We start from the raw sequence: 18878 nt of genomic DNA, 5'->3' as shown, positions 1-18878 counted from the left end.
TCGGCCGCGGGGGTGCCACCACGTGCGTCCTGCGCCCACCACTGGCGCACGCCGCGGTGGCTGCGGGCGCGGATCCAGCCCCGGGTGTGGCCGTTCGCATCGACGACACGCCCCGTACCGCCGTCCAGGTCAAGGTCGACCAGTCGTCGGCCGTGATCGTCGAGCTGCAGCCCCTCGGAGCCCGACGCGGCAGCCAGCCGGCGGGTGTCGCGCTCGCCGGGCTCCGCCGTCACGGCCAGGCTCTCGCCGGGCAGGACCAGATCCTGCGCCGGCACGAGCGCGGTGATCTCCTGAGCAGGGCGCAGGTAGATGTCCGGGCCGACGACGGGGTCGATGACCTGGCGCAGGCTCCTGCTGAGTCCGCTCGCGTCGACCTGGTAGGCCTTGGCGTGGCTGCCGCCGCTGAGGAACCAGCTTCCCTTCACGAGGTCGGCCGGGGTGCACCGCAGCGGCGCCCAGGGCTCGGCGGAGGTCGCCAGTCCAGGGCCGGGGCGCTGGGCGGAGAGCGCCAGGACGGCCCGGGTGACGGTACGGCGGTGCTTCTCGCCGAACAGGCCCTCCCCGTAGACGGGGAGGCCGGCGTCACGGCCGACGGGCGGCTCCTGCTGCTTCTCCCGCCACGCTGCCCGGTTGCGTTCGAGCTTCTCGCGCAGGCGCTTGTCCGTCCGGACCTTACGCTTGGCGGCCGTGACGTCCTGGCCTGCGTCGATGACGGCGACGTACGAGTGCCGGCCCCAGTCACCGCCGTACGATCCTCCCGCCTCCCGTACCCATGTCAGGTCGACCCTGTGGCCGTAGTTGGCTTCGACCAGCTGCGGGTCGTTCCACTCGCCGTTGCTGTAGCTGCGGATGACTGTGCCGGGTTCCACGTTGGCGCCCGCGACCCAGCGGGACTTCTCGGGGAGCAAGATAGGCGGTGCGCCCTGGATGCGGGAGCTGAGCTCCGCGTCCCGATGCAGGTGGTCCGCGAAGTTCGCCGCGTCCTCGCTCAGGTGAGCCCGGGCGTACGCCAGATAGGCCTCGGCCAGTGCCGCGTCCAGCACGGTCTCCAGCCAGGGCAGGCCACCGGCGTCCTGCGCGGGGTCCGCGCCGGCAATGCGGCCCAGGAACTCGACGACGCCGTCCGGGTCGGCGCCCTCCTTCGCGGCCTCGGCCCGCGCGGCGACCAGGCGCTCGGCGAACACCTGGCGCAGACGAGCGTGGTGGCGCGTCTCGCCCGCGATACCCGCCCGGCGCGTCTGCAGTTCCTGCGGATCGCCGAAGAAGACGTCCTTCAGCGCTTGCGGGTCGAAACCCGCGTCGTTGATCCGCGTGAGGTAGTCGACCAGGGCGAGCTCGCCAACCCGTTCGACGTCGCCGCGCAGAGCCGTGGCCTGCCGCGCCCGCACCCATGGTGCCTTGACCTGGCCGAGGTTCTGCTCCCAGAAGTGCCGGCGGTTGGCGTCGAACTGCGCGAGCGGCTCGAGCCGCTCGGCAACCTGCAGCATCCCCAGGTACTCGGCGCTCCGGGCGCGGTCTGCGGCCGCCGCCAGCACACGCTGGGCCGCGACGTTCGGGACCTGACCCCCTTCGATGGGGTTCCAATGCAAGGACACGACGTCGAGGGGCGGAGCCACTTCGCCAGGCGCCGGAGGTGCACCAGCGAGACGCGATGCCACCGGGACGCCTGCGCTGCCCATCGGCACCGGCGTGCCGGGGACGCCACCGGCCAGAACGGGGTCCGAAGCCGCCTCGGGCGCCGCGTCGGCTTCGGACCCCGTATCGACACCAGCAGTGCCAGGGACGATGGCAGGCCCGCCAGTGCTCGGCAAGGGCGCACCGAGCACCATGTCGGCCGGCCGCAGCGCCACTGCCCGAAGCTCCTCCCAAGCCCGGGGGGTGGCGCGGGCGAGGACATCCTCGGCAACACCGTCGCGGAGGTAGGCCCAGAGCTGATGCTCCGTCGCACCATCCATGAGGGCTTCGTCCACTGCCTCGGCAAGGGCCTGGGAGAACTCGTCCGGGCTGTCTCCTTCGACATGCCGCAGCAGATCAGGATCCTGCGCGGCATGGTCGACGACCCAAGCCACCAGGTCGTCGACGGACGGCGCGAGGGAGTCGTTCATCGCGTCCGCGACCGCGGCGGCGAGCGCCGCACGCACGGGAGCACTGCTCCACGCGGGCACGAGCGGCCCGTCGGCGAGGACCGTGTCGAACCAGGCGGTCACCTCGCCCGTCTCCACCAGGTGCTCGTTCCGGTTCGCGGGCCGAACCAGCGCAGACACCACCACGGTCAGCGGCAGGGCTGCCCCCGGCAGCTCGTCGACGGGGACCCCGGGAACCGGCCGGATGGCCGATCCGGCGCCCTCAGGTATGACGGTGACGGACAACCGGTCGGGCACAGGGGCGGAAAGGGTGATCGTGGTCCGCGGCCCGGCAACAAGCTGGCGTGCCGGCTCGGAGGTCCCCTCCGGGACAGCCGCGGCAAGGGCCGAGGTCGTCGGGGCGGCCGGCGAGGGCGTCAGTGCGGCACCGATCTCGTCCTGACGCGGCTGCTCCGCAGCCTCCTGCAGCGCCGCAACACCGGCCCCGTCACCGGCCTCTCGGAGCATCGCGCCGTCCACACGCAGGACGTAGTCGAGGGATCCGAGCTCGAGGCGCTCCTTGGCACGGGTGACGGTGACGTACGCCAGGCGCAGATCCTCGCTCTTCGGCAGGATCAGCTCGCCGGTCTCGGTGTCCTCCTTAGGCTGGGGGAAGTCGGGTCCGATCCGGACCCGGTCCCACTCGCGGCCCTTGGCCTTGTGGGCGGTGGAGACGGTCAGCTGCGGGCGCTGATCAGGGTCCTCGGCGTCCTCCGGGACCAGCTGGCGGACCATGTCGATGACGCGATCAGGGCTGAAGCGGTCGAGGAGGCGGACGAAGGTCTGCAGGGCCTTGGCGTCCTCGTTGGACTCGGCGAACTCGCGGACCTCGTCCCAGTCCTCGAAAGCGCTCAGTTCCACGTGCTTGGTCCGGCGGCCGGCCATGAGGTCCTTGGCCGCCAGGGCGACGGCCTTGATGTCCTTGCCGCCGCCGACCATAGCAACGCGCTTGCCCGCGTCCAGCCCCTCGAAGACGGCTCCGACCGCGCCGATGTTGGTCTTCGTCAGGACGGCGTCGGGCTCGTCCACCAGGCCGATCGTCGTGTCCAGGGCCGGATTTCCCTGCAGCTCCAGGCCGGCGCCCAGGAGCGACAGGTAGCCGTTGCCGACGGCCGCGACCTCCGGGCCGAAGCGCCAGCTCTGGGTGAGCGGGAGCACGATGTCGGCGGGCCAGTCCTTGAGAGCGTCGATCGCCCCACGGAAGGAGTAGATCGACTGCTGGCTGTCACCGACGACGATCGTCTGCGTCGGCTGGTCCTGAATGACGCGCTTCAGGACGGGGTTAATATCCTGCGCCTCGTCGAAAAGGATCATGTCGTAGGGCAGCCGAGGCCTGGTCAGCGCCCAGATCTTGATGTAGTCGTCGCCCCTGAAGACGATCTTGTCGCTGGCGGGGTCCGTGATATCCGCCCAGGCCCGGCGGGCCGCGTCCAGGAGACCGGGCGCAGCGGGTGTGCGGCCCCACTGGCCGAGGTGCCGCGGCCCGAGGTCCTCGTCCGCGCTCTCGCGATACTGGCGGACCGCCTGCATGGCGATCTTCGCGACGTCCTCCGGATCGACCTCTCCCCCGGTGAACCTGAGGGGCCGGGTGATGCCCAGGGCCGCGGCGACGTCCTTGTCCCGGCGCGCTCCGGGGTGGCTGCGCGCGATGGCGACCTTTCGCTCGATCGGTGCGTCCTTCAGGCCGGCCCGGGCGAAGGCGTGGCTGGTGTCGGCGGTGACGTTGCGCGGCATCTTGCGCTTCGCCTCGTCGGCGATGGACCGGTTGAAGGCGATGTAGGCGATGCGCTTGTCGGGCAGGCGGCGGGTGACCATCAGCAGCGTGGACGTCTTGCCGGTGCCGGCCAGGGCCTGGACGGCGACGTCCTGTCCGGCGAGGCACGCGTCGATGATCTTCTGCTGCTGCGGGGTGGGCGGGTACTCCGTGCTCGCCTCTGCGGCTGCGGCCTTCGCAGCGGCAGCTACGGCTTCGCGCTCGTCCATGTCCGCCAGGTAGCTGCGGATCTCGTCCAGGACGCGCGCCAGGTCGCTGCCGCGGCCCTTGTACTTCCAGCGGCTCTTGCTCTTGATGAAGCCGAAGTTCCTGTTCTTCTTCAGCAACTCCCGGAGTTCAGCCTCGTCCTCGTAGTAGCCGGACTGCCCGGTGCCGGTGACGTAGGTCGTGCGTCCCGCGGTGACGATCTGGATGCGGTTGACCCAGGCGTTCGGGTCGGGATCGGCAACGGGCGGTGTCGGGTGAGGTTCGGCATCGTCCCTGGCCTCGGCCGCATCGGGCGCTGGAAGGTCGGCTGCCTGTTGTTCGGTCTGCGGTTGCCCACCGTCGACGGGGCCGGGGCGCATGGCGGTCGGCTCGACCGCCATGGCGTACACGGCAGCCGCCGCACCGGAGCGCTGGCGGAAGGGCGGCTCTGCCGTAAGGGTGCTGTCGGCGAACCGGGCCAGCCACTCCCCTTCGCCGGCGCGACGTACGGCGCCCAGGGGGAGAATGCCGCTCATGACGGGTGCCCACCCGTCCGCGTCACGGACGCCGAAGGTGACCTGGGAGCTCACGAAGGCGGGGTAGTCGGCTTCGGTGAACCGCGCGGCGTCCGCCGCGGTCCATTCCTGCTGCCTGCGTTCCAGGAGGTCCGCTGTAGCCCGCAGCCGTGCCTCGTGTGCCCTGGCCTCCTGCAGAATTCGGGCAGTTGGGAAGGCCAGCATTTCCCGGGCCTCGCCCGTGATCCGCTCGCGCAGAGCGGTGGCCGGGCCAAGGAGCGCTCCCAGGGTGTCAGCCTCAGCCCGCATGCCTTCGACGGTGTGGCCGACGGCTGTGTCCCAGGCGGCGAAAGCGGTTTCGAGGGCCAGGAGTTCGGGCTGGCGCGCGTAGTCCAACCCGAAGGCCCGGCTGCCGGCCTCGATGAGAGGCTTGCGCTGACGGCCGAGACGCTGGCGGCCCGCGGCCAGGTCTGCGGAGGTGGCGTAGGGCTGGTCAAGGCCGGGACCGAGCTGGATGTTGTGGATGAACGCCCACAGCTGCGCCGCGCGGTGGGCGCCCTCCTGGAGGTTGAGGGCGGGGTCGGTGACGTCCTGGCCGACGGTGGCCTGCCAGCTGGTGCCGGTGAGTGTGCGCCGGAGCGTGGCTGCGGTCTGACCGTCGGGGGCGACCAGTTCGTGCCGGCCGCCGCTGCCCGAGAGCGTACGAATGCTGAAGCCGGGCAGACCCTCGACCTCGGTCAGGAGCCCCTGTTCGGCAGGTGAGGCATTCTGCGGCTCGGTGCGCGGCGGCGCGATGTGACCGAGCGCGACGCGATCGCCGAAGCCGTCGATCAGGTCCTGCAGTGCCGTGGCCGCCCCGGCGCTCTGGGTGTCGGCGCTTCCTCCCGTCGAGGCGTTCCGCGTGGGGGGCGGCGCGATGTCGATGGCCTCGTCGGCTGTGGGCTCCGTCTGGGGAGCCGGGAGGTGCGGGAGGTGGCCGGCTTCGGCTTGAAGGTCCTCTTCGGTGGTTCGGGTGAGGGGCAGGTTGGCTGGCAGGTCCCAGTCTTGGGCCTGGCCGGTGTCCGGCGCGAAGGTGCCGTCGTCGCCGTCGGACAGAGGGGCGAGGGTCAGGGTGATGAGTTCGGCCGGCCCGCCCTCTCGGACGGCGAGCACCTCGTGCGGCCGGTGGGCGTCGTCGTAGGCGTCGAACCAGACGCGGTCCCCCAGCTGGAGGGTGTCGGGGTAGACCTCGCCGTCCTGGGCCTGTGGCCGGTCCGGGCGGTGGTGGGTGAGCTCCCAGACCAGGCATGCGGTGGACGAGGCCTGGAGGCCGGCGGCCCGGTCGAGGCCGGCTCGCTCGCCCAGTGCGAGGCGGTCCAGTTCGTGCCGGTAGGTGCCGAGGGTGCGGGGCAGCGCGGGGTCGTCCCAGGCGACGGGTTCGCCGAGGTGGTCGCGCAGGGCGGCCAGGCGCTCGGACAAGGCGAGGGCGTCGTCGCGGGTCGGGAGTCCGCGCATGACGTCGACGGCCCGGTCGAGGCCGGATCCGCTCAGGTAGGCGTACTCGTCGACGCGGCCCACCTCAAGGCCGCTGCCGGCCGCCAGAAGCGCCCACGTCCCGTCCGTCTCCTGGAACAGGGCGAACTGGCCGTTCGGGGTGAGGGAGAAGCTGTCGAGGTCGGCGAGGCGCCGCAGATCCCTCAGAGCGTGAGCGTCACGGGCGAGCCACTCCATGGGAGCGGCCTTGAAGTGGGTGACGAGCTGGCCGGTGGAAGCGAATCGGCCAGTCGACGGCGCGTTTGCGGCCGGTGGCAGCACGGACTCGTCCGGGGCCTGCGCCACGGTCGCGTCGGCATGGGGGGCGGGCATGGTGCGGGGGTCGCGGACGTGGCCTGCCCAGGTGGCGGCGCCGGTGGCCAGCTCGGTGTACGCGTGCTGGAGGCCGTTGTCGCCCATGGACTCCGCGGCGGCGGCGACAGCAGTGCCGGCTGCGGCCACCGCGTCGAGGCGCTCGGCCAGCCGCTCACTGCTGAGGGGCCGCTCCAGTGCCGCACCGACCGCGGTGCTCGCGGCGCCGACCAGAGAGGTCATGCGGGTGGTGATGACGTGACTGGCCAGCGGGCCCTGTCGCGGCCGCAGGTAGGAGCGGGCAGCCCGGCGGGCGACCTGGTCCGGGCTGTACGCGTGCTTGCCGATCGCTGCGCGCATCACCCCGTAGCGGCGTAGCTCGCCCGGGATCGTCTCCGTGACGGTGCCCTCGGCGCGGCTGCCTTCGATGGTGATCTCGCCGGTGTCGCGGCGGGTGATGGCCGCCAGGGTCAGTGGTTGTGACCAGTGGATGGCGCGGTCGTCTTCGCTGTGCGGCAGGCGGAACGGGAGGCGCAGGGTCTCGCCGGGTTCGAGGTCATCGAGGGCGGTTGGCCGCCAGCCGTCCGGGGCCCGGTCGGCTGCGGAGTCGGCGCGTTCGTAGGCGGCGTTGCGTGCGCCCTGGCGTGTCTTGTGGCGACTCCAGGCGTTGCCGTCCCGGTCCAGGGACAGGAAGGCCTTGCCGTCCTTGGCCGTCGCGCCGAGCGGCGCTGCGTCCTCGTCCAGGACGAGGTTCTTGCGGCCGGCCGGGGTGCGCTGGTGGCTGGAGCGCTCGGCGCGCCGGCGTTCCTTCTCTCGCCGGATGGTGGTGCGGCGCTCGACACTGGCGGCCAGCGCGGCCTTGCGCGCGGCCACGTAATCGGCGTGGCCGGGCTCGGCCAGTGGCAGGTCGAGTTGCGCGAGCTCGTCGTGGATCTGCTCGTCCGTCAGGTCGGCGACGAGGCCGGTCATCGGTCGGGCCGTGGCCCGGTCGGTGCTGGGCGCGTCGGCGATGGTGAGGATCTGATCGCCGCGGCGTACCGCCCAGACGTTGGCGTACGCGTCCGGCTCGTTGCCGAAGGTGCGGATGTCGTCGCTGTTGACGGCGGTGACGCGCCGCCACCAGGGCGTCGATCCGGCGAGGACCTCGTCGCCGACCTGTACGTCGATGGGTGACCAGCGGGCCTTGCGCTGCTCCATGTCGGTGCCGTGGAGAGCCTGGCGCTGGTCGGGCCACAGTTCGGGGAGGGTGGTGTCGGCCGGGCCGGGCGGGGCGTCCGGGGCTTGGCGGACCGCGATGGTGCGGCCGCGCGCCAGCATCGCCGTCACGAACAGGCCGGTCTTGTACAGGCTGGTGGAGCGGGAGGTGTTGCTGGTCTGGACGTGGACCTCGCGGCTGGGCGCCCACACGAACTGGGTCGCCCGGCGGGCGGCCTGGGCTTCGTCGTCGTCGCCCTGCTCGGGCACGCCGTGGAGTTCGGCGGTGGGGCCGGTGTGGTTGATCCAGGCCACCTCGGCGGGGCGGGGCCGGTCGACGTCGACGTCGTCCGGCGTCGCGGGGAGGGCGTCGGCCGCGACGGGCGCCTGGGTGAGCAGCTGCTGGTCCGATGCCACCGGCTGGGCCTCGACGGCCTCCGGGGCTGGGGCGGGGATCTGGTCGACGGGTGCGGGAACGGCGGGCCGGCGGACGTCCTGCTCCACCGTGGCGAGCTTGGGTCGGAAGCCCTCGTTGGCCGACTTCCCCCTGAGATGGGCGGCGGTCGAGTGTTCGGAGTTGTAGGTGTAGTTGCCCTTCCTCAGCTCCCAGGTGAGGCTGTAGCGGCGCCATCCCTCGGCGGTGTGGGCGTGCAGGCTGACGTCGTAGCTGTGGGAGTAGCCTTCGCGGTTCCAGCGGCCCTCGGCGGCCCAGCCGTTGGCGAGCGCGATGGCGATGATGTCTCCGGCCCTGCCCGGCGCCGGCTCGTCGACAGCGCCCTGTGGTTCGGCGGCGGCGGCGCTGGTGTCGACCTCGGCGCTCTGTGCTGGCACCGCGGCGGCAGCCGTTTGGGCGGCCGGCTGTGCGGCCGAGGCGTTGATCGTCGCCATGACGTCGTGGAAGTAATGGCGCATCGCCAGGCGGAAGGCGTGCAGGTCCTCCGGCGTGGCCAGGGCGGCGGCCAGCGGCCCGGTCCCGGCGCGTTCGGTGATCCAGGCGTCCAGCCGGCCCGGAAGATCGAGGTCGTCGGCGGATCCGTTGAAATGCCGAATCGCCTCCTCGAGCATGGCTCGGACGTCATCCTCGAGTCCGGCGACCGCCGCCGGCAACTCGTCGGGCAGGAGTGTGCTCGTCACCTCGCCGACCGGCCCGGAGGTGACCACGTTGCCGTCGGGGGTCCGGGTGACCTGGACGCCTGGGGTGCTCGCGACGAGTTCGCCGAGGAGACGACCCGACTCGTCGTTCACGGTGCCGTCGGCACTGGTGTAGGTGTACCACCGGTCCGGTAGGAACGCGGCTGTCGGCGGGTCGTCGGGGGCCTGGGCGGCCGTGCGCTGGCGTTGGAACTGGTCGACGGCTTCCTGCGCGGCCCGGTCGATGTCGTCGTGGACGTCGCCGACCTGCTCGCCATCGATCTTGACCTGCCACCCCCGCCGCAGGTAGGGGCTGAACACCAGTTGAGCGACCGGAGTGTGGTCAGGGAGGGAGAGTACGTCCCGAACGGAGTTCAGGTCGCCGCTGTAGGGAGCCGTCACGAAGCCGGGCCGGCCGGGGACGGGTTCGGCGGTGTTGAGGAAGATGGCGCCGGCCTGGGCCAGGGACATCTCCTCCCCGTCGACCACGTGGCTGCTGGTGTTGTTGTCCGGGCGGTGCAAGGTCTCGAACTGGACTCCGGCGGCCCGCAGGGCCGTGACCATGCTTATCCGAGTGAGGTCGCCGGATGCCGGCTGGCGGGAGTCGTCGGCCGCCGTGGCGCTTGCCGCGTCCTGGTCTTCGCGGCCGCTGTCGGCGGACGTCGGCGCCGGGTGGTCGGTGGTGTTGTCGGGCTGGGTTGCGGCCCGGTCGCGGGCACGGCGGTCGTCGCGGCGCTGCTGGTCCTCGTGCGCTCGGCGGATGGTCAGGGTGAGCCTGACGATGTGCCTCTCGGTCTCGTCATGAAGCTGCTGGGCCAGCGCGCCCGCTGCATCGTCGCCTGCCGGTGCCGTCGCGAGCTGCTGGGTGAGCCGGGTGGTCGATTCCCGGGCGCGCAGGTAGGCGTCCATGACGGTGCGATGGTTCGGCTCGTCGGCGGTCGCTTCCCGGTGTGCTTCCTCCCAGGTGGCATGGAATTGGGCCGCTGCACGGTCGCCTTGGGACGAGGCGCGGACGTGCGGGGGCAGGATGTCGGCGAGCTGCTGGTGGAGGTCGGCCAGTCGGGCGGTGGCCTGCTGGAGGCCCTCGGCGCTGTACGGTCCGGCGACGAGTGGGTCGCTCGCGATGGCGACGGTGCCGGTGGCCGTGGCGGGCTCCGCCGGACCCGCGGGGGCCGGATCGGTGGTTGCCTGCTCCCGGTCGGTCTCCGGCGCTGTGTCCGTGAAGGCGAGCTCCCAGGCACCGTCGTGCTCGGCGGTCGCGGTGGTGCGGGAGGCCAGGAGCGTGGCGTACTGGGTGAGGGTGCGAAGGTGGGGCAGTGCGACGGGTGCCTTGTACTGCTCGCGGTCGAGGTTGCGGGACAGCTGGATGGCCGCGGTGGCGAGGCGGCGGCAGCGCTCGGCGACGTCCTGAGCGGGGTGGACGAAGGGGTCCCGGCTGCTGCCGACCGGCCCTTGGCGCAGGTCTTCGACGGCCTTCCAGACGGCTTCGCCGTCAGGCCTGGCCCCGAGCCCGGTGGTGAGCAGCTTCTTGCCGGCGGGTGTCTCCTTCAGGCGCCACAGGCCGCCGAACATCTCGTCGAAGTCGTGGGCGGCGTCCTGCTTGGAGGTGTAGGGCTGCCCGTCGGGGATGGTGATGTCGCTGTCGAGGGGCAGTGCGGGCGGGTCGGTGAGGGTGCGGACGGTGCGCTGGAGGTTCTGGAGGGCGAAGGTGAGGTCGCGGACCCGGTTGTCGCGGGTGCTGAAGTTCGTGCGGGCGGGCAGTGCCCAGGCACCGGATGTGGGGGTGGGCTTGAAGCCGTGGCGTTCCAGGGCGGTGCGGACCGCGGCGTGGGCCTCGCTGTCGGTGACGCCTCGCACCGTGCTTGTGAGGTAGTGGTGCTCGATCTCGATGACAGCCGCGACCGGGGTTGTGGTTGGCGTGGGGGTGGGGGTGTCGACCGTCTGCGGCCCTGCATCGGCGGTGGTGAGCGCGCCGGGGAGGGAAGCCGGCACACCGTCTCGGGCCGCGAGGGCGGCCAGGATCTCCGCAGCTGCCGCGGGATCCCGCTGGGAGGCGCGGGTGGCGGCCGTGTGACCGTAGGCGGACCGGATCAGGTGTGCGAGGACCTTGCGGTCGTCGCGGTCGCGGTAGGCGCCTTCCGGCAGGCTCAGGGCCATGGCGTAGGACGCGTGGGCGAGGTTGGCGGCTTGGCGGACCAGGTCGTCGAGGGTGCCGTCGGCGGCGGTTGCCCACAGGACCTGGTGGGCTGCCTCGCGCAGGGCCTCATGGGCCTTCATAGCGGTGGGCCCGCCGGCGGCAGCAACGTTGTCGCGGTGGGCGAGGCGCTTGGCCGTCGCGGTCACCACCCACCTTTCCAGCACCTCCGTCAGATCCCGGAAACCCTGTTCGTAGGGCCGATCCGGGCCGAACGGCTCAGCGTCCGCTGCGGCGAGCTGGGGGGCGGCGAGGCTGCGCTGGTGCTCGTAGGCATGCCGAGCAACATTGCGCAGGATCTCCCGGCTGGCCGGCTGATCGCCCTCTCGGGCGACTTCGAGGGCGAGTCCCGCCGCCTCCAGCCACTCGGGGATCGCCCGGCCAAGAAGGGTGTCCGGGGTCTGCCGCAGGTCCCACATCGCGGTGCGCAACCGCTGGGCCGCGGGGCTGGCGCCCGGGCTGTTGGCGTCGGGCCAGCGGTCGTAGGTCTCGAAGACGATCGAGCGGGCGTAGAAGTGGTGGCCGCTGTCACCGTACGGGTGCGGCCTCTCCTTCAGCGGGTCGTTGCGTACCCGGACGGCGAAGGACTCGGGGTCGAGGTTGGCTGCGTCCAGGAGCAGCTCGTAGGGGTCGCGGGTGGCGTGCAGGCGGGCGAGGTGACGGTGGGTGCGGTCGGCCAGCGGCTGGGCCAGTTCTGATACTGCCGGGATGTCGCTCTCGGCCAGCCGCTCGGCGGCCTGGGCGAGGGAGTCGTAGGCGGCGAAGACGTTGACGGGCGTGTAGGGGTCGCTGGTGGCGGCCACGTCGATCGCCGCGGTCGTGGCGGCTAGCGTCGCGGCGTCCGCGGGCGTAAGTGTGCCGCCGCCCGCGACCAGGGAGATGGCTGTGGAGAGTTCGTCGGCGCTCGCGCGGACCAGTTCGCGTCCTGCCACGGCTTCGCCGGGGTCGCTGTATGACCCGAGGAGTACGGCGAGGTTCCTGACCCGGGGCAACGCGGATCCGACCGTGTCCTCCACGTCCGGCGGGGAGGCGATCACGTCGTCGGCCTCGAACGCACGGTCCGGCGCCGGGTCGGCGGTGCGGTCCGGGGCGGAGGTGGGTGAGGCTGGCGCGATGTCGTAGCGGGTGCCGTCGGGCCAGGTGAGGGTGAGCCCGTGCGGGCGCTCCGTCAGGGTGGCGCCTTCGGCGGTCAGCTGCTGGAGGGTGGTCTGCAGGTTGGCGCCGTCAGCCGGCAGACTTCGGACACCGTCGCCGCCGGTGACCGTGTAGTGGTCGAACCTCGACAGGTCCGGGACTGCCGGCGCGTCCTCCGCCGCCGCATTGGCCGGCTCCGGGGTCCCGGCCCAGGCCTGGACGGCCTCTACCTCGGGGTTGTCGATGGTCGCGAGGTAGCGGTCGGCGTGCTCGCGCGCGGCCTTCATCATGCCCCAGGTGGCGGAGACGCTGCGCGTTGCCCGGGCCTCGCGGTCCCACTGTTCGCCGACACGGCGGGCGGCGTCGGTCAGGTCACGGATGATCTGCACCTCGAGTTGGCCGGGCAGGTGGAGCAGGCGGGCGCGCCGGGTGTTGGCGCTCTCGGTCATGGCACGCTGGCCGGCCGCCGCGAGGGCCTGCTCCTGCGGGCTGCCGTCGGCGAGGTGGGTGCCGTGTTCGTCGGCCCAAGCCCGGTAGGTGTCCAGCATGGCCTGCTCGGCTGCCCAGTACTCGGCCCGGTCGGCATACGGCTGGGCGGCCTCCTGGCCCGGGAGGGGCCTGCGGCGGGGGAAGCGGGGCACCCGGGGGCCGGCTGTGGCGGGCTGGGGCTCCTTGGCGGCGGTGTCCGGGGCAGGTGACGCGGCGAGGTGGTTGCGTGCCGCGTAGCCCAGCTCGCGAGCGAGATCGTCCGGGTCTCTGTTCTCGCCATCGGGCAGCGTCTGGAGGACATCGAGGTAGGCGCTCGCCGCGTCGACGAGGTCGTGGGTCTGCGCCGCGGCGCGGAAGTCGGGTTCCCCTCCGGCGCGCGCGTCTTCCAGGTGTCGCTGGTTCTCGGCGGCCCAGTCGTTGCCCACCGTGAGGAGCCGGCGAAACGCCGTGTCCTCGGGATCGGTGGCCTGCGCGGGCTGCTCCTCGCGTTCGATGTCGAGGATGCGGTAGCCCTTGGTGCGGTACCAGTCGAAGTAGGCGTCGCGCAGTTCCCGGGCGCTGTCCCGGGCGGGGTCGGGGCCTGCCGGGAGCTGAGCCTGGGCCGGGTTCTGGGTGGAGGTCTGGTCGTCGTCGTAGAGTGCCTGGCCGGCCTGGCCGGCGATCTCCGCGTCGATCTGCGCCTGGTTGGCGCGGGCGCGCAGCAGTTTGTCGTGTTTGCCGAAGGGCTGGTCGACGAGCTTGGTCGCCCGGTCGACTTCGAGTCTGAGCTCGTCGACGACCGCGAGGTGGATCGCGTGGAGGCCGTCGAGTTTCTCGATGTGGTTCTCCAGGCGGGCGATCAGGCCCAGCGGCGGCTTGGAGTCGCTGAGGAAGGCGCTCGCGTCGTCGATGACGAAGGTGGCCTGCGCGATGTGGCTGAGGCCTTCGATCGTGAACTGGATGTGGTCGTGGAAGTTGTCGACCCGCACCTGGATGTCCTGGCCGCCGAGGGTGGCGATGCGTTCGAAGCGGGTGTTGCGCATCCCCTGGGAGTGGCGCTGTATGAGGGCGAGCTGGGTGCGCAGGGCGGTTGCGGCGTCGGTGCGCTTGGTGTGGACGGTGCCGTCGGGTGTCTCCAGGCTGAAGGCCGTGCCGGTGGTGTCAGTGCGGGCGGCGGCGGCGCGGGCGACGAGTTCGGCGCGTTTCTCGGCTGCGGCGACGGTGGCGTCGGCGGTGTCGACGACGTTGCGCAGGTGGTTGTTGGTGCGCTTCCAGTTGCTGTAGGCGGATTCGAGCTGGCGCAGTTCCTCGTCAGCGTGCATCTTCTTGAGCAGGAGGGGGTTGCCGGTGGCGATGGCCTTGATCTCGCCGAATTCGAGGTAGTCCTTGCCGAGGTCGCCGTCGAGGAGGGCCTGGTCCTGTTCCTCGAGTTCGCGGCCGGTGCGGATCTGGTCGATGAAGCGGGCTTTGCGTTCGACGGTCTGCCACATGAAGGAGTCGAAGGAGCCCTCCTTGACCCAGCGGTGGATGCCGACGGGGATGCCGAGGTCGAAGTGCTGGTTGAACTGGCGGACGATCCGGCCTTCGCGCTGGGTGACGTCGGCAGGCCGCCAGGGGCAGTCGATATGGTGCAGGGCGATGGCGCGGTCCTGCACGTTGACGCCGACGCCCATCGTCTCGGTGCTGCCGATGAGCACGGAGACCTTTCCGTTGCGGGCGTCCGCGAACAGCTGTTCCTTCTCCTCCGCGGTCTTGGCCTCCTGGACGTAGCGGATGCGGTCGGCGGGGACGCCGCGCAGGATCAGCTCGTCGCGTAGGTAGTCGTAGGCGATGAACTTGCCGAGCTTGCGGTTGTCGTCGGAGGCGGTGCCACGGTCGGCGAAGACGAGCTGAAGGGCACCGGGCAGGCGGCTGGGGTCGCCCTGCCGGTTGGTGTAGCGGCGGTCCTTGTGCTCGTGGTGGATCGCGGCGATGCGCTCTGCTGCGGCGTCAAGCTTTCCGGGGCCGTCGGGCTCGCGGCCTGCCATGCGCAGGTCCATGGCGGCCATCCGGCCGTCGTTGGAGATCTTGAGGAGGTTGTCCTCGGACGGATCGACGTCGCCGGCCCGGACCTCCTCCGCCCGGGCTGCGATGTCGGCCATGAAGTCGCGGTCGGCGTCGGTGGCCGGCACGACGATCGTCTCGTTGGTGCTGTCGGGCCTGGGGAGGACAACGTCGTATGCCGTCCTGACGTCCGCGAACAGCTTCCACATCTGGTGGAACTGCCTGGCGTTCATGAACGCGCCGATGCGTTCCTTGATGCGGGGCGTGCCCTCGGGTGAGACTTCCGGGGCCATGGTCTCGCGCAGGTACTGGGCCTGGAAGGAGGAGAACGCCTGCAGTTCGGCTTGCTCCAGCAGGTCCGGGCGGAACAGGTCGATCATGACGTACGCCTGGACCATGGAGTTGGGGAACGGTGTGCCGGTGGAGCCGAGGCCGACCTTAGGGCCGTACTGGCGGGCCAGGGCCCTCAGCTTGGCCTTGAGGTCGCGTGCCTGGCTGGAGACGGTCAGGGCCAGTTCGCTGTTGTTGGCGCCGATGTCGCTGTTGGCGTAGTCCTGGACCTCGTCGACGGCGATGAAGTCGATGCCGGTCTGCTCGAAGCTGATGCCGGTGGTCGAGGTCTTGGTGAGGACGCGCTGGGCGCGCTGGGTGTGCCGCTTGAGGGCGCCCTGGAGCTTCTTGACGGTCTCTCGCACACCCGCTTCAGGGCGCCTGCCTTCGGTGGCGTGTGCGGCTGCGGTGTCGAGGGCGTCGGCGGTGAGCGGGTCGCCGCCGGGGTTGAGCGCGGGGTCCAGGGCGGCGTCGCTGCCGGTGATCACCTTGTGGATCCGGGCCCGGTACTCGGCGGTCTGGTCGGCGACGTACTGCTGCTGGCCGAGGCCGGACAGGGGAATCCGCTTGAAGAGACTCAATGGAAGGATGACCGCGTCCCAGTCGCCGTTGGCGATCTGGGCGATGTAGGTGGCGGCGGTGTCCTTGTCGAAGTCGGCGCTGTCGATCGCCAGGACCCGGGCCTTGGGGTAGGCCCTGAGGAAGTCGTTGCGGAAGCCGTTGACGGTGGCGTTCTTCACCACGATGACCGGCTTGCGGACCATGCCGAGACGGCGCATCTCCATGATCGTCATGGCGATGGTGAGGGACTTGCCGAAGCCGACCTCGTAGTCGAGGAACGCTCCGCCGGGCTCCACCAGGGCGCGGGCCACACCGGCGCGCTGGTGCGGCCGGGGCGGCATCGCGTCCGAGATGCCGGGGAAGGTCAGGTGGCTGCCGTCGCCCTGGTAGGGCACGTGGGAGTTGAACAGCCGGTTGTAGGTCGCCAGGACCTCGCGGCTGCGCTCGGCGTCCTGCCACAGCCAGTCCCCGAACAGCCGGTCCAGTTCGTCGGCCTTCGCCACGACCTGCTCGGTCTGGTTGGCCGCCCAGATCTTGCCGTTCCTGACCTCCTCCGGGCTGGTGTCCTCCTTGGGCTTGGGCGGGTGGACGACCAGGGAGGAGCGGCGCAGCATGCGCTCGAAGAGGTCGACGGCGTCGCGTTTCTCGGTGCCGTAGACCGTGGTGGCCGCCCGCGATTCGCGCACGCTCTTCGATGCGTCGACGTCCCAGTCGGCGCCGGATTCGCGGGTGACGGTCAGGTACTTGGACTGCAGGAGCTGGCGGAGGAAGTCCTGGTAGAACTTCGGGTCGATCCAGGTGGCGCCGATGTGGATGTCGTCGATGTCGCCTGGTTGCTTGTCCGGGGGCAGCACCTCCCGCAAGGCGGTGAGGTTGGCCTGCAGCGGGTGGTGGGGGCGCAGGTCGTCCGAGACCATGTGCAGGACGCTCTGTGCGGCCTCCAGCTTCTCGCGGACGTTGCCGCTGAGGTAGGTGGGGGCGTGGATCAGGCGCTGGGTGCCGGGCTCGTTGTAGACGAGGTCGCCGAGGGCGTCACGGGCCTGTTCGAGGGAGTCCCGCGACAGGAGCCGGGCGATCTCGCCGAGACGGACCTCGCCGAAGGTGTTGAGGCTGATGGCCAGGGCGTCCTGCGGTGTGTCGGCCGTGGTCTGGTCGATCTGCGGTTTGGTGACCGCCCGGGTGAAGATCGCATCCTTCTTCGCGGTCTCGGTGTCCGGGTCGTAGACCTCCAGGGCGTACACGCCGGCGGCGTACGGGTCGGTGCGGAACGAGCCGTGGGCGGTGCGGCGGTCGCGCCGGGCCTCGCGCTTGTTGATCGGCCCGTACAGGGCGGTGTGGGAGTCGTAGTGGTAGTTGAGCTGGGCGCGCAGGCTGGAGGCCTGCTCGGTCGCTCCGGTGGACTCCGCGCTGAGGAGCTCGACGTAGGTGTCGCGCAGGCGCAGCAGGGAGCGCAGTTCCTCGGCGGCGTTCTTGTAGACCGGCCGTTCGGTGATCTCGTGGCCGACGAGCTGCAGGAACGTTCCGTCGCCCTGGTCGATCAGGGTGCCCTGGAAGCGCTGGATGTCCTCGCCGAACATCTCCTGCGCTCGCTGGATCCGCTGTGCCTGCGCCTCGACGGCGGCGCGCTGGCGGGCGTCGCGGTTGGCGCTCATCGTCAGGCCGCCGTCGCGGGCCTGCGCGGTGATTCCGGCAAGAGCTTCGGTGAGGGCGTCGGCGAGGTTCTCGTCCGGGCGGGGTCGGACGGTCACCTCCTGCGCGGAGAACCTGCCGCTGGTCAGGCCGTGCCGGCCCAGGACCATCTTCGGGCGCTTGGCGAAGTAGCTGTTGACGAGGACGGCGTTGTCGGCGTCGACGGGTACCTGGGCCAGGCCGATCCAGTCCGGGGGCACCTCGGGCGCTGTCTCGCGTCGGCGCAGGATCAGCAGATCGGTGACGGCCTCGGTGCCGGCGGCCTTTCGGTGGGCGCCGGCCGGTAGTCGCACCGCGCCGACCAGGTCCGCGCGGTTGGCGATCTCCAGGCGCGCGGTCTTCCCGGTGCTGTCGAGGGTGTAGCGGCTGGTGAGCACCGCGACCAGGCCACCTGGCCGCACCAGGTCGAGGGCCTTGACGATGAAGTGGTTGTGGGTGGCCAGGCGCAGCGGGTTGTGGTTGGGGTCGTGGAGGGCGATCTCGTCGAAGGGGACGTTGCCGACCGCGGCGTCGAAGTAGCCGTCCGGGACGCGGGTGTCGACGAACGATTCGCTGCGCACGTCGGCGTCGGGGTAGAGGGCGGCGGCGATGGCGGCGGTGACGGGGTCGAGTTCGACGCCGGTCATGGCGGCGCCGTCGGGGGCGAAGGCGAGGAAGTTGCCGGAGCCGCAGCCCGGCTCCAGAACCTTGCCGTCCTGGAAGCCGAGGGCCTGGAGGGCGTTCCAGATCGGCTGGACGAGGGCGGCGTCCGTGAAGTGGGCGTTGCGGGTGGTGGCCTCGGCCGCGTGCCACTCCTCCTCGGTGAGCAGGGAGCGCAGTTCGGCGCGGAGGCCGGCGTAGTCCTTCTGCCGGGGGTCGAAGATCGCCGGGACCGCGCCCCACGAGCTCCAGCGGGCCAGCACGGCCTGCTCGGCCCCGGTGGCAGGCCGGTCTTCCTCACGCAGGCGGTGCAGCACGTGAACCGCGGCGATGTTCGCGCGGATCCGGGCAAGCGGCCCGGACGGGGCGAGGTTTTCCTGGCCGTGCGGTTGGAAGCGCGGTGCTTCGACGGGTGCAGGCGGTGCGGAGCGTGTTGCGGATACGACCTGTTCGAGTTCTATCTCGTACGGTTCGTCGTCGCCGTCGATGTCCTGGACCACGAGGTATGTGCCGTCGACCGATACAACGTGGGCTTCGATCGTCTCGTCGCTGTCGGGCAGGTACTCAAGCCTGTCGGCCAGGTGCTCGATGTGGTCGCCGCGGCGGAGGTCGTCGATGGTGACGGCGACGTTGCCTACGTGCCCGTCCACAGTGGCGGTCGGCACCTGGTCTAGGGGTGCGCGGGCAGGGAGCGGGGCCGACAGAACGGCGGCGGTCAGCCGGCGCTCCTCGGCCAGGAGGAGAGGGTCGGTTCCGCCGTCGTCGGTCATGGCGACGGGCGGGAGCCCGCCGAACTGCTGGGCCTCGACGAGCCGGTCGAACAGTTCCTCGGCCTGGACCAGGTCGGCGAGCTGCCGGGGCGCGGCGACCTCGTGGACGGTGTCGTCCTCGTTGACCCGCACTACGACGCACCGGCCCACCTCGTCGGCGCCGGCGCTGGGCGAGTCGTGGTCGACGACGTAGAGGCGGTACTGCCACAGGCTGTCGGCCCAGCTCGTCTGCGCACGCAGGTGGATCGCACCGCTCGCGGCCTCCGTCTCCAGGCCTTCGAGCTGACGAGGTGTCTGGTACAT

General features: G+C 71.4%; 1 protein-coding gene (only partly in view). It reads right to left on the bottom strand.

All coding sequences use genetic code 11. The annotated features are described in order from the left end of the window. Positions 1–18878, bottom strand: partial view of a DUF6349 family protein gene (locus ABT263_RS25415; protein ID WP_352293605.1) — the 5' portion only. Its footprint begins 16903 nt before the window's first position; only the first 18878 of its 35781 coding nucleotides appear in the window; it begins with the start codon at positions 18876–18878; its stop codon lies beyond the left edge, outside the window.

Source organism: Kitasatospora sp. NPDC001603 (assembly GCF_040298365.1).
GTDB lineage: Bacteria > Actinomycetota > Actinomycetes > Streptomycetales > Streptomycetaceae > Kitasatospora.
The sequence above is the reverse complement of the archived record's forward strand: the minus strand, read 5'-3'. Positions and strand labels throughout refer to the sequence as shown.